This window comes from Staphylococcus cornubiensis (assembly GCF_900183575.1).
Lineage (GTDB): Bacteria > Bacillota > Bacilli > Staphylococcales > Staphylococcaceae > Staphylococcus > Staphylococcus cornubiensis.
In genome coordinates, this window is sequence record NZ_FXUZ01000001.1 from 164,433 (window position 1) to 180,194 (window position 15,762).

The window sequence follows — 15,762 nt, forward strand, 5'->3', positions numbered from 1 at the left end:
CAAACGAATTTGATTGATAGCCGATGGAAAAGTGGAGGTAATAAAGATGTTTAAAGACTTTTTTAATCGTAATTCTAAAAAGAAAAAATATGTTACGGTTCAAGATTCGAAACAAAATGAAGTTCCTGAAGGCATAATGACGAAATGTCCAAACTGTAAAAAAATTATGTACACAAAAGAGCTCACTGAAAATTTAAATGTATGTTTTAATTGTGATCATCATATTCAATTATCAGCATATGGTCGTATTGAGGCAATTGCCGACAACGGAACTTTTGAAGAATTTGATAAAGGGATGACCTCTGCAAATCCATTAAACTTTCCTGGCTATGAAGAAAAGGTTGAAAAAGACCAAGAAAAAACAGGATTAAATGAAGCAGTTGTAACAGGAACTGCAGAACTCAATGGGATTAAATTTGGTATCGGCGTCATGGACCCAAGATTCAGAATGGGCAGTATGGGTTCAGTTGTGGGTGAAAAAATTTGTCGTATTGTGGATCATTGTACTGAAGAGCGCTTGCCATTCGTGTTATTTACTGCATCAGGTGGTGCACGTATGCAAGAAGGGATTATCTCTCTTATGCAAATGGCTAAAACAAGTGTATCATTAGAAAGACATTCCGATGCGGGTCTATTATTCATTTCCTATATGACGCACCCAACAACAGGTGGTGTGTCCGCTAGTTTTGCTTCTGTCGGTGATATTAACTTAGCAGAACCTAAAGCCTTAATAGGATTTGCAGGACGACGTGTCATCGAGCAGACGATTAATGAAAAACTACCGGATGATTTCCAAACGGCTGAGTTTTTACTCGAACATGGCCAATTAGATAAAGTAGTGCATCGAAGTGAAATGAAAAAAACGTTAGCGACGTTATTTGATATGCATCGTGAGGTGGAGAAGTAATGCTTGATTTTGAAAAACCGATTCAGGATATTCAAACTAAAATTGAATCATTGAAAGAAACACAAGCCAAAAATGATGTCGATTTATCAGACGAAATTGAAATACTTGAAGCGGCATTACAAACTGAAAAAGAAAAAATTTACACTTCCTTAAAACCATGGGATCGTGTTCAAATTGCAAGATTACCAGAAAGACCTACTGTGCTAGATTATATTCCATACATTTTTGATGACTTTATCGAATTACATGGAGATCGTAACTTTAGAGATGATCCTGCTATCGTTGGTGGTTTAGCATATTTCAACGGTCGACCTGTCACAGTCATTGGGCAACAACGTGGTAAAGATACGAAAGACAACATTTATCGTAACTTTGGTATGGCACATCCTGAAGGTTACCGTAAAGCGCTAAGATTGATGAAAGAAGCTGAAAAGTTTAATCGTCCTATTTTTACTTTTATTGACACTAAAGGGGCTTATCCAGGTAAGGCTGCCGAAGAACGTGGACAAAGTGAATCGATTGCACGTAACCTTGTTTCAATGGCATCTTTAACAGTACCGGTCATTTCGATTGTTATTGGTGAAGGTGGAAGCGGTGGTGCACTAGGCCTTGGTGTGAGCAACCGTTTATTGATGTTAGAAAATAGTACATACTCTGTTATTTCACCAGAAGGCGCTGCAGGTATTTTATGGAAAGACAGCTCACTTGCTAAAATTGCCGCTGAAACGATGAAAATTACAGCGTATGACTTGTTAGAATTGAACATTATTGACGAAGTGGTGAAGGAGCCATTAGGTGGTGCACATCACGATGTTGAGATGTTGGCGAAGCGCATTAAACAAAAATTCAGCAATCATTTGGCATCATTCGAACATATGACACCGGCTGATATTAAAGAAGATCGTTTTGAGAAATTCCGTAATATTGGCTCGTATGTTGAATAAATGTAAGGTAAGAGAATAGTATGAAGTCTTGGTATGATTAAGGCTTTCATACTATTTTTTTGATTTGTTTTTTAAGTAATCAATGAATAGTTTTTAGATTGCAGAATTAATTCTCGCGTTCCCAGGGGACTCGCTTCAACTAAATTCGGCTTGATTAAAGTGAACACTGGTTGGAGGCGAATTGGATTATGGGAGCAGTACAGAAATCTCATGTGCAACAAAGATTTCGTAGTACTGCCCCCACAAGGCTGACTAGACTTTTCAAAAGTACAAGCATTGAGAAGTCAGACAGCTACTGCGTTACAAATTAGTCTCTTTGAAAGTTAAAAGACGACATTTTGTTTTCTACTTTATCCCATGGGAGTCTCGGATTATTCATGCAACCTTTGAAAAGTGAAAAACTCAAAGCTACAAACTCAAAATCAAAAATCTGCAGTTATAAAAATGTAAGAGACAATAAAAGCGAGTCTATAAATGTTCGCTCTATTCAAAACAAATCAATATCATCATTCGTATATTTTGTTTTGGTGTGATGTTTCAGGAGTCTTGCCCGGTTTTTGCAATATTGCATTTCTTCGTTAATTCAATATAAAGTAAAGCTAAAAAATCAAAGCATCTATCATTTCTCTTTTAAAATGTGTTGTTGTTAGGGATGTAGTATTGCCCCTCGGAGACTGACTAGGGAGACTGGGACTTTAAGTTTTCCAATCCCTATCAAAATTATTTGTAGAAAATAATAATGTTTTGTATTTGTATACAAAAAGTATTGCGTCAACTATAATAGTATGTGAAGAAATAAGCAAAGTTGTTAGTTGGAAATAACTATTGAACTACTTTTTAAAATTTTAGTTGAATTATGTCAAAAAAATCATAAAATGCTCATTTTTGGGTATATAAAATATACAGCATAGATGCAACTATGTGTAATTTAAATCGCTTTTACAATTGAATGAAAGTGCTATGAAAACATGAAATATGGCGGATTGATGAATTCATTTGAATAAACCGTTTTCATTTGTTTTTGTATCTTTTTTTGATGGAATGCGTAATGAAATTGTGGTATTTTTAACATAACAACTATGCAAGAAAGGGTATGTCTACATGAAAAAAATTGCAGTTTTAACAAGTGGCGGAGATTCTCCAGGGATGAATGCAGCAATTCGAGCAGTTGTAAGAAAAGCGCTTTATCACGACATTGAAGTATATGGTGTGTATCAAGGTTATCAAGGACTTATCAATGATGATATTCGCAAACTAGAGTTAGGTTCAGTGGGCGATATTATTCAACGTGGGGGTACTTTCTTATATTCAGCACGTTGCCCAGAATTTAAGGAAAAAGAAGTGCGACAAAAAGGGATTGAAAACCTTAGAAAACGCGGAATTGAAGGGTTAGTCGTTATTGGTGGCGACGGAAGTTACCGCGGTGCACAACGTATCAGTGAAGAATGTAAAGAAATTCAAACAATCGGTATTCCAGGTACAATTGATAACGACATTAATGGTACGGACTTTACGATTGGTTTTGATACAGCGCTCAATACAATTATCGAATCGGTGGACAAAATCCGAGATACTGCATCAAGCCATGCACGTACTTTTATTATTGAAGTGATGGGCCGCGACTGTGGTGATTTAGCATTATGGTCAGGTTTAGCTGTAGGCGCAGAGACAATTATTTTACCCGAAACAGAAACAGACATTAAAGATATCGCTGAAAAAATTCAACATGGTATCGATAGAGGTAAAAAGCATTCTATCATCATTGTTGCAGAAGGGTGTATGACTGGCGATATGTGTGCTTCAGAATTAACGAAATATATTAATGTGGACGCACGTGTATCAGTTCTTGGTCATATTCAACGTGGTGGTAGTCCAACAGGCGCAGACCGTGTACTTGCATCACGTTTAGGTGGCTATGCTGTTGAGCTCTTACTTAACGGTGAAACGGCTAAAGGTGTCGGAATTAAAGACAACCGCTTAGTTGCGACGAATTTTGATGAGATTTTCAACGCATCAGAACGTCAAATTAACCAACGTATGTTAGGTTTAACTGAAGAATTATCTATATAATTATAGGAGGCATTTCCAATGAAAAAAACTAAGATCGTTTGTACGATTGGACCAGCATCAGAATCAGAAGATATGTTAGAAAAGTTAATGAAAGCAGGTATGAACGTTGCGCGATTAAACTTTTCACATGGCTCACATGGCTCACATGATGAACATGCAGCACGTATTCGTTCAATTCGTAAAATAGCGAAAAAGTTAGAGAAAAATATTGGTATCTTACTTGATACGAAAGGACCTGAAATCCGTACTCATGACATGAAAGACGGTTTAATTACACTTGAAAAAGGTTCACATGTCATTGTAAGTATGCAACAAGTTGAAGGTACAGCGGAAAAGTTCTCTGTGACATATGATAACTTAATTAACGATGTTGAAGTCGGTTCATTTATTTTATTAGACGATGGTTTGATTGAATTAGAAGTTGAATCTATCAATCATGAAGCAGGCGAAGTTCACTGTAAAGTTTTAAATACAGGAGAACTTAAAAATAAAAAAGGTGTTAACTTACCAGGCGTGAGTGTCAACTTACCAGGTATTACAGATAAAGATGAGCAAGATATTCGTTTTGGTATCGAACAAGACGTTGACTTTATTGCGGCAAGTTTTGTCCGTCGTGCAAGCGATGTTTTAGAAATTCGTAAAATTTTAGAAGAAGTAGGTAACCGTACAATTAGCATTATTCCTAAAATTGAGAACCAAGAAGGTATCGATAACATTGATGAAATTCTTGAAGTATCAGATGGTTTAATGGTAGCCAGAGGGGATATGGGTGTCGAAATTCCACCTGAAACAGTGCCGATTGTACAAAAAGATTTAATCCGTAAATGTAATAAATTAGGTAAACCTGTTATTACTGCGACGCAAATGTTAGACTCAATGCAACGTAACCCTCGTGCGACGCGTGCAGAAGCGTCTGACGTTGCCAATGCGATTTACGACGGTACAGATGCAGTTATGCTTTCTGGTGAAACTGCGGCAGGGGCATACCCTGAAGAAGCAGTAAAAGCGATGCATAACATTGCAGTAGCTGCTGAACAAGCCCAAAACTACAAACAACTTTTATCAGATCGTACTAAACTTGTTGAAACATCATTGGTGAATGCAATTGGTGTGTCAGCAGCACATACGGCATTAAATTTAAGTGTTAAAGCGATTGTCGCTGCAACAGAAAGTGGTAAAACGGCGCGTACGATTTCTAAATACAGACCAAAATCTGACATTATCGCGGTTACACCATTTGAAACAACAGCGCGTCAATGTACACTCGTATGGGGTGTATATCCAGTTGTTCGCGAAGGTAACTTTACTACAGATGAATTATTAAACAATTCTGTAGCAACTGCGATTGAATCTGAACGTGTAGAAAATGGTGATTTACTGATTATCATTGCAGGTGTGCCTACAGGTGAATCTGGTACAACGAACTTAATGAAATTACATCTTGTTGGTGAAGATTTAGCAAGTGGTCAAGGTATTGGACGTAACTCTGCTGTTGGTCGTACTGTAGTTGTGAACAATGGTTCTGAGTTAAAAGGACGCGACCTAGAACAAGCAGTTATCGTTACGCCATCTATTGACGAAACTATTATCCCATATTTAGATAATGCTGTAGCTTTAGTCACTGAAGAAGCTGGTTTAACATCTTCAAGTGCGATTATTGGACTTGAAAAAGGTATTCCAACTGTAGTCGGTGTCAATAATGTGGTTGACACGATTCCTGACAATGCTTTGGTAACAGTAGACGCTACACAAGGTAAAGTATATGAAGGTTATGCGAACGTATTATAATTTTTAAATAGATTACACTGACTTAAACACGAAAAAGGTTGGTAAGGTAGAAAAGAACCTTATCAACCTTTTTGTTTTACATAACGAAAGACAGATAGCTTTCAAGAAAAATTAACATCTGTATTTTCTTAGTATAAAAAGAGTTTATTTACACTTAAATTAAAATTTCTACAATTATACTCTGTCATCAAATCTTTTTATTATTAATGATAATGAATGCAAATGATGATATGATTTTATTAAAATTAGCGATGAAAACATAAAAGAAAACGCTTTATATCAGTGTTTAAGAAATTAACTAATTCATTTTTACCTAAATATTATAAGATTATTCTGACATATGTCAGTTCTTAAAAAGTTCACAAAACGTATCATATTGGCTATAATAGTTATTGAAAGCCATTACAAAGAACGAATATAAAGTAAAGGGGAAATTCATATGGCAGAATTAATGAGAGGTTTAGAAGGGGTAATCGCAGCTGAAACAAAAATCAGTTCAATTATCGATAGCCAATTAACATATGCAGGTTACGATATCGATGACTTAACTGAAAATGCACAATTTGAAGAGATCATTTTCTTATTGTGGAATTATCGATTACCTACAGCACAAGAATTATCTGAATTAAAAGAAAAATTATTCGAGTATATGACTTTAAATCCTAGAATGTATAGTCATTTTGAAGAATATACAACAGATAAAGTACATCCTATGACGGCTTTACGTACATCGGTATCCTATTTAGCACACTTTGATGAAAATGCCGATGATAATGATGAAGAAGCATTACAAGAACGTGCGATTCGTATCCAAGCTAAAATCGCATCACTCGTCGCTTCATTTGCAAGAGTGAGAGAAGGTAAAGAACCTGTTAAACCAGACCCTTCTTTAAGCTATGCAGCGAACTTCTTATACATGCTTAGAGGGGAAAAACCATCAGATGTAGAGGTTGAAGGATTCAATAAAGCATTGATTTTACATGCTGACCACGAATTAAATGCATCAGCGTTTACAGCGCGTTGTGCCGTTTCATCTTTATCAGATATGTACTCTGGCGTAACAGCGGCTGTTGCTTCATTGAAAGGGCCGTTACATGGTGGTGCAAATGAACGTGTAATGAGAATGTTGACTGAAATTGGTTCAGTAGACAACGTTGAAGACTACTTACAAAAAGCGTTCGCAAACAAAGACAAAATTATGGGCTTTGGACACCGTGTATATAAAAATGGTGATCCACGAGCAAAATACTTAAAAGAAATGAGCCAAAGAATTACTAACGAAACAGGACAAAGTGAACTGTTCGACGTTTCTGTTAAAATTGCAGAAATCATGAAAGAAGAAAAAGGCTTATTGCCTAACGTTGACTTCTATAGTGCAACGGTATATCACAGCATGGGCATTGAGCATGATCTCTTTACACCAATTTTTGCAGTGAGCCGTACATCTGGTTGGACTGCACACATTTTAGAACAATTGAGAGATAACAGAATTATGCGTCCTCGTGCAACATATATCGGTGATGTAAACCGCAAATATGTGCCGATTGAAGAGCGCTAATCTCATTATAAATCATTAAAGTTTCAAAATTCGGAGGTATTAAACATGAGTGAAAAGATCGTAAAAACGGACAGTGGATTACAAGTTCCAAATCAACCTATCGTGCCATTTATTATCGGTGATGGTATCGGACCAGATATTTGGAGAGCAGCAAGTCGTGTGATTGACGCTGCCGTGAAAAAAGCTTATGACGGTGAAAAAGAGATTGCTTGGAAAGAAGTATTAGCAGGTCAAAAAGCTTATGACGAAACGGGTGAATGGTTACCAAAAGAAACGTTAGATACCATTAAAGAATATTTAATTGCGATTAAAGGTCCTTTAACTACGCCAATCGGTGGAGGTATCCGCTCATTAAACGTAGCATTACGTCAAGAACTAGACTTGTTTAACTGTTTACGTCCAGTACGTTGGTTTAAAGGTGTACCTTCACCTGTTAAGCATCCTGAAGAGACTGATATGGTTATCTTCCGTGAAAATACTGAAGATATTTATGCAGGTATCGAATTTAAAGAAGGTAGCGAAGAAGTTAAAAAAGTGATCGATTTCTTACAAAACGAAATGGGTGCTAAAAATATTCGTTTCCCTGAAACTTCAGGTATCGGTATTAAGCCTGTATCTAAAGAAGGTACAGAACGTTTAGTCCGTGCTGCAATTCAATATGCTATCGACAACAACCGCAAATCAGTTACACTTGTACACAAAGGTAACATTATGAAGTTTACTGAAGGTGCTTTCAAACAATGGGGTTATGATTTAGCCGAAAATGAATTCGCTGATAAAGTTTTCACATGGCAACAATACGATCGTCTTGTGGAAGAAAAAGGTAAAGACGAAGCAAACAAAATTCAAGATCAAGCGGAAAAAGACGGTAAAATTATTATTAAAGATTCAATTGCCGATATCTTCTTACAACAAATTTTAACGCGTCCAGCTGATCATGACGTTGTAGCGACAATGAACCTAAACGGTGACTATATTTCAGATGCATTAGCGGCACAAGTAGGTGGTATCGGTATTGCACCAGGTGCGAACATCAACTCTGAGACAGGTCACGCTATTTTCGAAGCGACACACGGTACAGCTCCGAAATATGCAGACTTAGATAAAGTCAACCCATCATCAGTATTACTTTCAGGTGTGATGTTATTAGAACACATCGGCTGGCAAGAAGCTGCAGATTTAATTACAAATTCAGTTGAAAAAACAATCGCTTCAAAAGTGGTCACTTATGACTTTGCACGTTTAATGGACGGTGCAACTGAAGTGAAAACATCAGAATTTGCTGATGAACTGATTAAAAACTTATAATAAGATGATTCGAAGGCTGGGAATTAAGTTTCCTGGCCTTTTATTTGTGTTATACGGATTCATGAAATTTAATAATTGAGTTAAAGTCTTTATTCAAAATAGTTGCTTGATTAGTTAAGGGGTCTGATTCTAAAAAGGGGAGTCATGAGGACAATCAAAAACTATAAAAATTAAGGTCGAGAACAAGTTAAATACATACGCTATCAATAGCATCAAAAATTTTTAGGTCCTTCTCGGTCTCTATTTTGATTTTATTAAGCGAAAGTTAAGTTATTGTAAAGATGCTAAATGATATATTATTTTTAAGTCTATTTTAAGGTATAATGAACTTAATCATAATAAGGAGGTACATATATGGCTCAAAGAGTGCTTGTCGTTGATGACGAACAATCCATTGTCACTTTGTTGAAATACAACCTCGAACAATCAGGTTATGTTGTTGAGGTGGCTCAAGATGGAGAGGAAGCGTTGCAAAAAGAAAAAGAAACCAAACCAGACTTGATTGTATTGGATGTGATGTTACCGAAAAAGGATGGTATTGAAGTATGTAAAACGATTCGCTCAGATAAAAACCAAGTACCTATTTTAATGTTAACTGCAAAAGATGATGAGTTTGATCGAGTGCTTGGTTTAGAACTTGGCGCTGACGATTATATGACGAAACCTTTTTCGCCAAGAGAAGTTGTGGCACGTGTGAAAGCAATCCTTCGACGCTCATCGCTTGTTGATTCGGTTCGTCATGAGGAAGAGGATGAAGATATTGTGATTGGCAGTATTCGTATTCGTCCGGACTTTTTCGAAGTTTACCGAAATGATGAGTTGTTAGAGTTAACACCGAAAGAATTTGAATTGTTACTTTACTTAGTTGAACGTCAAGGTCGTGTCATTACGCGTGAACATATGTTGAATTCAGTTTGGAACTATGAATTTGCGGGTGATTCTCGAATTGTTGATGTACATATTAGTCATTTGCGCGATAAGTTAGAAGAAAACCCGAAACAACCTCAATTTATTAAAACCGTTCGTGGACTCGGTTACAAATTGGAGCGACCGAAATAAATGATTAAATTTTATCACAAACTTTTAATCATACTTACAACAATCACTGTTGTAAGTTTTCTGTTATTAGGCTTTATTGTGCATAATAGTATTTATACTAAAACGGTAGAGTACGAAAAGAAATCTCTTGTAAAAGATACCGAACACATTCTTGACTTTTATGAAGAGGGTAATAATAGTCGTATTCAACAACTCGCCGATAATTATAAAAGCAACATTAAAATTATTAAAAACAATAAAACGACGGAGCTTGAGGGTGACCGGGAACTTTCGATTGCAGAACGTCAAGATAGTCTGTTACGTCAACTTGAAACGAGACAACCGATTTATGAACTAGATGGTAAAAAAGGCAATTATTGGTTCGGTTATCGACAAGGTGATACGACGGTATTGATTACGGGTCATTTTGACATGGTTTATGAATTGCAACTTCAATTTTGGAAATATTTAATATTAATCGGGATGATTATTTTAGCGTTAATCTTCTTTACAGTACGTTATATTAATCGAACTTATATTCAACCGATTAATGAAGTGTCCTACGCTGCGTCACTCCTTACAGAAGGGAATTTCCGGGTGAGACTCCCTGAAAGTAGCGTGAAAGAGATGCGCGAGTTATACGTGACGATTAATGTACTTGCGAGACGACTAGAGCAATTGAATAGTGAGCAAAAAATTCAACGTAATCGTCTTGTTACGACGCTTGAAAACATCCCAAGTGCGATTTTAATGATTGATAAAAGTGGCCAAATTGTTATTGCGAATAAAACGTATTATGAAGTTTTTAATGAGTCTACAAATGTTGAAAATCAAAACTATGAGCACTATTTACATCCAACGATTAAGCAGCTTGTTGTTGAAGGATTTCGTACGGAAAAAACGATGTACAAACAAGTTGAAGTGCTTATTAATCATATTCATCAGAAATTCTTTGATACGTCATGTGTGCCGATATTATCGCGCACGAAAAAGTCGTTACAAGGGATGGTTATCGTTTTGCATGACATAACAAAATTGAAAAAGTTAGAGAACTTACGTAGTGAATTTGTAGCAAATGTGTCACATGAATTGAAAACACCAATTACGTCTATGAAAGGATTTACTGAAACACTCATTGACGGAGCAAAAAATGATGAAGCTTCTCTAGATATGTTCCTAAACATCATTTTAAAAGAGTCCAATCGTATCCAATCTTTAGTTGAAGATTTATTAGATTTATCGAAAATTGAACAAAACACAACGTTAGAAAAGCATTTGATCGACTTATCAGATGTGGCGAAATCTTCATTTTCAGTCATCCAACCGCTTGCGAATGAAAAATCGATTGAATTAATTGATCGAATTGAACCTGATGTGATGGCGATGGCTGATGAAAATAAAATTTCTCAAGTGATTGTGAACTTAATGTCTAATGCGGTCAACTATTCTCCTGAAAATCGAACGGTCACTTTAGCGGTATATCGAGAAAATCAGCATCCTGTCATTGAAGTGATTGATCAAGGGATTGGTATAGGCGAAGAAGAAAAGTACCGTATTTTTGAAAGATTTTATCGTGTAGATAAGGCGAGAAGTCGAGACTCTGGTGGCACGGGATTAGGCTTGTCTATTACAAAGCACATTATAGAAGCTTATCAAGGCAATATTGAAGTAGAATCGGAACTCGGCAAAGGTTCGAAATTTAAAGTGATTTTACCAGAATAAATATGAAATGAACAAAACGGGAATAGTGATAACGTAAATTCAATGCGTTTGAACTGTTCTCGTTTTAATTATGTTGACTTATGATGGCTCGTTTATAATGAAGTTTGAGCAGTGTTTAGAGGTTGGAGCGCAAAGTTTTAAATGTAAGACTTTGACTGTGGTACAATAGGCATTCCACTCGCTGTCGTGAAGCAGAAATAGAATGCTTGCTTAATCGACATGATACATACGGATTATGATAAAATATATACAAATCACGATGGAGGGAAAAACGTGGACAAACTTATATTAATTGATGGTAATAGTTTAAGTTTTAGAGCTTTTTATGCATTGCCGTTGTTAAAAAATAAAGCAGGTATTCATACAAATGCAGTATACGGATTTGCACGTTTGTTAGAAAAGATTATAAAAGAGGAACAACCGACACATTTTCTCGTAGCTTTCGACGCAGGAAAAACGACTTTTCGACATGAAACGTATCAAGATTATAAAGGGGGACGTCAAAAAACACCACCTGAATTAAGTGAACAGTTTCCGTATATTCGCCAATTAATCGATGCTTACCAAATTCAACGTTATGAACTTGAAAACTATGAAGCAGATGACATTATTGGGACACTCAGTCGTGAAGCGGATCAAGCAGGTATGCAAACGATTATTATTACAGGTGACCGAGATTTGACACAACTTGCGACAGAGCAAGTCACGATTTATTATACGAAAAAAGGGGTTACTGACGTTGATCATTACACGCCGGAGTTTATTGCCGAAAAATATAATGGGCTTACGCCGTCACAAATTATAGATTTAAAAGGTTTAATGGGGGATAGTTCAGATAATATTCCAGGTGTTGCAGGTGTTGGTGAAAAAACAGCGATGAAATTGTTGAATCAATTTGAAACAGTTGAAGGTGTTTATGACCATATAGAAGAAGTGTCTGGTAAAAAACTGAAAGAAAAACTTGAAAATAGTCGTGATGATGCGTTAATGAGTAAAACTTTAGCGACAATTAATTGTGAAAGTCCGATTACAGTGTCACTCAAAGATACACGTTTGCCTCAAGAAATTGATGAAAGTGCCAAAATTGAGCTTTTCAAAGCACTAGAATTCCGTCAGTTGTTAGAAAATATTGATGTCGAGGCAGATACTTCAACAGCGAGTCAAGAATTTGCGCCAACAGACGATATGTCCATTGTAGATTTCGAACAATTGTCAGAAGCGGCGATTCATGTAGAAGTTGCAGGGGCCAATTATTTAAAAGATGATGTATTAAAATTTGGACTATACGATGGTGAACATTACGTGGTGATTCCTTTTGAGAAGGTAACCGAATATCCAGAGTTAGTCGCTTGGTTAGAAGATGCGTCCACTCAAAAATGGGTGCATGATGCGAAGAAAACGTATATCGCGATGAAACGTACAGACATTGCTATTCAAAATATTGTTTTTGATACGATGTTAGCTAGTTATATTATTGATCCTTCACGCACGATTGATGATGTACAATCAGTTATGACACATTTTGAACGAACATATGTACAAGATGATGTTGCTGTGTACGGTAAAGGCAAGTCATTTCATATCCCTGAAGACGAGGTGCTCAACAAGCATATCGCTTCAATTTTAGATGCGATTCATGTCGTTCAGCCGCAAATGATGAAGATTCTTGAGGAGCATGAACAAATCTCATTGCTTTCAGAGTTAGAATTACCCCTTGCATTGATTTTAAGTGAAATGGAATATATTGGTATTCATACCGATGTAGATACATTAAAAGAGATGGAAAGTGTCATTCAAACAGAGTTGGATCAATTAATAGATACAATTCATGAACAAGCGGGTGAAAATTTTAATATTAATTCACCTAAACAACTCGGGGTCATTTTATTCGAAAAGTTAGCGTTGCCAGTCATTAAAAAGACGAAAACTGGTTATTCAACAGCAGTCGATGTACTCGAAAAATTGCAAAATGCACACCCGATTATCGACAATATATTAACTTATCGTACGTTATCAAAACTTCAATCGACATATGTTGAAGGGCTACAAAAAGTGATTTGGGAAGACGGACGCATCCATACACGCTTTAATCAAACACTTGCACAAACCGGCCGTCTCTCATCTGTGGACCCGAACCTGCAAAATATCCCAATCCGACTAGAAGAAGGGCGCAAAATTCGAAAAGCGTTCAAATCGACGCATGATGATTATGTGATTCTTGCGGCAGATTACTCGCAAATCGAATTGCGTGTTTTGGCACATATTACGGGAGATCCTACGTTACAACAAGCGTTTAATGACAATGAAGACGTCCATACGACAACAGCTATGAAAGTATTTAACGTCGCTGCTGATGAGGTAACTGCATTAATGCGTCGTCAAGCGAAAGCAGTTAACTTCGGTATCGTATATGGCATTAGTGATTATGGATTGAGTCAAAGTTTAGGAATTACACGTAAAGAAGCACAACAATTCATTGATGATTACTTAAACCATTTTCCAGGTGTGAAAGATTATATGGATAACATTGTGCAAGATGCCAAACAACAAGGTTATGTCGAGACATTGTTAAAACGTCGTCGCTATATTCCAGACATTACGAGTCGTAACTTTAATCAGCGCGGGTTTGCTGAACGGACTGCGATGAACTCACCAATTCAAGGTAGTGCGGCAGATATAATTAAATTAGCGATGGTTAATTTCCACCGCGAAGTACAGCAGACATCATTTAAAGCCAAATTATTATTACAAGTACACGATGAATTGATTTTTGAAGTGCCGAAAGATGAAGTGGATGCATTCAGCAAATTTGTTGAGGATATTATGGCACATGCATTACAATTAGATGTCCCATTAAGTGTGGAATCAGACTATGGCCAAACATGGTATGATGCAAAATAGAAAGTAGGTATGACATGAAATGCCAGAATTACCAGAAGTAGAACATGTAAAGCGTGGGATTACACCCCATATCATGCATCAAAGAATAACAGATGTTTCATTTTCAGAGCCTGTAAAACGTGGCAAGTTAGAGGGGAAAGAAACGATTATTAAAGGGATTGGACTTGATGATTTCATTACCCATTCCGTTGATTATGTTATTACAGATGTGCAACGACGCAGTAAATACATTTTATTTCACATTCAACATGGAAATAGTGAGCGTACATTGATTTCCCATTTAGGGATGGCAGGTGCATTTTTTGTAGTTCGATCTCTTGAGGATATTGCGATTCCGAATTTCCGAAAACATTGGCAAGTCGTGTTTCAATTGGAAAATGGTATTAAATTAGTTTATTCTGATATTCGCCGATTTGGAGAGATTCGGAATGTCGAAAGCTTAGAGGCGTATCCTTCTATTTTAGAGATTGCACCAGAGCCGTTCGAAAAGGATGCACTCGCACATTATCTTGCTCAAAGTCATGAGAAAAAATATATAAATAAAGCAATCAAACCTTTTATCCTGGATCACCGTGTTATATCTGGATGCGGAAATATTTATGCATGTGAAGCACTATTTGATGCAAAAATTCATCCGGAGAAAAAAGTTAAAGATTTGTCAGTCGCAGAAAAGACAAAGTTATTTAATAGTGTAGTAAAAGTTTTAGAAATGGGTATTTTAAATGGTGGGACAAGTGTGTCGGATTATGTACATGCTGATGGTCAACGAGGTACGATGCAAGATCATTTAAAAGTATATAAGCAAAAGCACTGTACAGAATGCGAATCAGCAATTGAAACGGTTATCATTTCAGGACGAAACACACATTTTTGTCCAAATTGCCAAAGTGAGGACAGGTGAAAGTATGCCCAAAGTCATTGGATTAACAGGCGGAATTGCCACTGGTAAATCAACAGTGGCAGAATTACTCGCAATACATGGTTTTAAAATAGTCGACGCAGATGTTGCTGCACGAAAAGCAGTTGAAAAAGGTACTGAAGGTTTAAAAAAAGTACAAGAATTGTTCGGTGATGAAGCGATTAATGAGGATGGAGAAATGGATCGTGCATACGTGGGGCAACAAGTCTTTTATGATGATGAAAAAAGAAAACAACTCAATGCGATCATACATCCTATCGTCGGCAAAATGATGAATGAAGCGCGTGATCAATATTTAGCAGAAGGTCACAATGTGATTATGGATATTCCGCTTTTATTTGAAAATCATTTAGAAGACACAGTGGATGAAGTTTGGCTCGTTTATGCGTCTGAGCCGATACAAATTGATCGTTTAATGGCACGTAATCAGTTGTCTATTGAGGATGCTAAAGCAAGAATTTATAGTCAGATTTCCATTGATAAAAAGAGTCGCATGGCGGATGTCGTCATTGATAATTTAGGTTCTAAGTTGGAGTTAAAGCAAAACTTAGAGCAGCTTTTAGTGGAAAAAGGGTTTTTGGAAGCCTATGACGGCTCAGAGTCATAA

Annotated in this window: 10 protein-coding genes and 1 pseudogene; all 11 read left to right on the forward strand. The window is 36.6% G+C overall.

The features are described 5' to 3' along the window. Nucleotides 1–46: 46 nt before the first annotated feature. The 11 genes and pseudogenes from accD to coaE all read left to right on the forward strand — a co-directional run bounded on the left by accD (nt 47) and on the right by coaE (nt 15,762). Nucleotides 47–907 (forward strand): acetyl-CoA carboxylase, carboxyltransferase subunit beta, encoded by an 861-nt coding sequence (gene accD, locus CCE82_RS00925; protein WP_086427566.1) that lies wholly within the window; start codon nt 47–49, stop codon nt 905–907. Then, complete coding sequence (locus tag CCE82_RS00930) at nt 907–1,851, forward strand: acetyl-CoA carboxylase carboxyltransferase subunit alpha (RefSeq protein WP_086427567.1); 945 nt, start codon at nt 907–909, stop codon at nt 1,849–1,851. The genes accD and CCE82_RS00930 overlap by 1 nt, the downstream gene beginning before the upstream one ends. A 1,101-nt stretch (nt 1,852–2,952) precedes the next feature. Next, nucleotides 2,953–3,921, forward strand: coding sequence for a 6-phosphofructokinase (gene pfkA / locus CCE82_RS00935; protein ID WP_086427568.1), 969 nt, complete (start codon nt 2,953–2,955; stop codon nt 3,919–3,921). 18 nt (nt 3,922–3,939) lie between these two features. Beyond that, complete coding sequence (gene pyk, locus CCE82_RS00940; RefSeq protein ID WP_086427569.1) at nt 3,940–5,709, forward strand: pyruvate kinase; 1,770 nt, start codon at nt 3,940–3,942, stop codon at nt 5,707–5,709. Between the two features lie 439 nt (nt 5,710–6,148). Next, nucleotides 6,149–7,267, forward strand: coding sequence for a citrate synthase (locus CCE82_RS00945; RefSeq protein WP_086427570.1), 1,119 nt, complete (start codon nt 6,149–6,151; stop codon nt 7,265–7,267). A 42-nt stretch (nt 7,268–7,309) separates the two neighbouring features. Next, nucleotides 7,310–8,575, forward strand: a pseudogene (icd, locus tag CCE82_RS00950) (NADP-dependent isocitrate dehydrogenase); the annotation flags it as partial. 354 nt (nt 8,576–8,929) lie between these two features. After that, entirely contained in the window at nt 8,930–9,634 is a 705-nt protein-coding gene (locus tag CCE82_RS00955) for a response regulator transcription factor (RefSeq protein WP_086427572.1), read from the forward strand. Continuing rightward, nucleotides 9,635–11,335 carry a two-component system histidine kinase PnpS gene (gene pnpS, locus CCE82_RS00960; RefSeq protein ID WP_086427573.1) on the forward strand — a complete coding sequence of 567 codons (1,701 nt, stop codon included), beginning with the start codon at nt 9,635–9,637 and terminating at the stop codon, nt 11,333–11,335. A gap of 273 nt (nt 11,336–11,608) precedes the next feature. Beyond that, a complete protein-coding gene (gene polA, locus CCE82_RS00965) occupies nt 11,609–14,236 on the forward strand; it encodes a DNA polymerase I (RefSeq protein ID WP_086427574.1) in 2,628 nt (875 codons plus the stop codon). A gap of 19 nt (nt 14,237–14,255) precedes the next feature. Next, a complete protein-coding gene (gene mutM / locus CCE82_RS00970; protein ID WP_086427575.1) occupies nt 14,256–15,137 on the forward strand; it encodes a bifunctional DNA-formamidopyrimidine glycosylase/DNA-(apurinic or apyrimidinic site) lyase in 882 nt (293 codons plus the stop codon). A gap of 4 nt (nt 15,138–15,141) precedes the next feature. Beyond that, nucleotides 15,142–15,762 (forward strand): dephospho-CoA kinase, encoded by a 621-nt coding sequence (coaE, locus tag CCE82_RS00975; RefSeq protein WP_086427576.1) that lies wholly within the window; start codon nt 15,142–15,144, stop codon nt 15,760–15,762.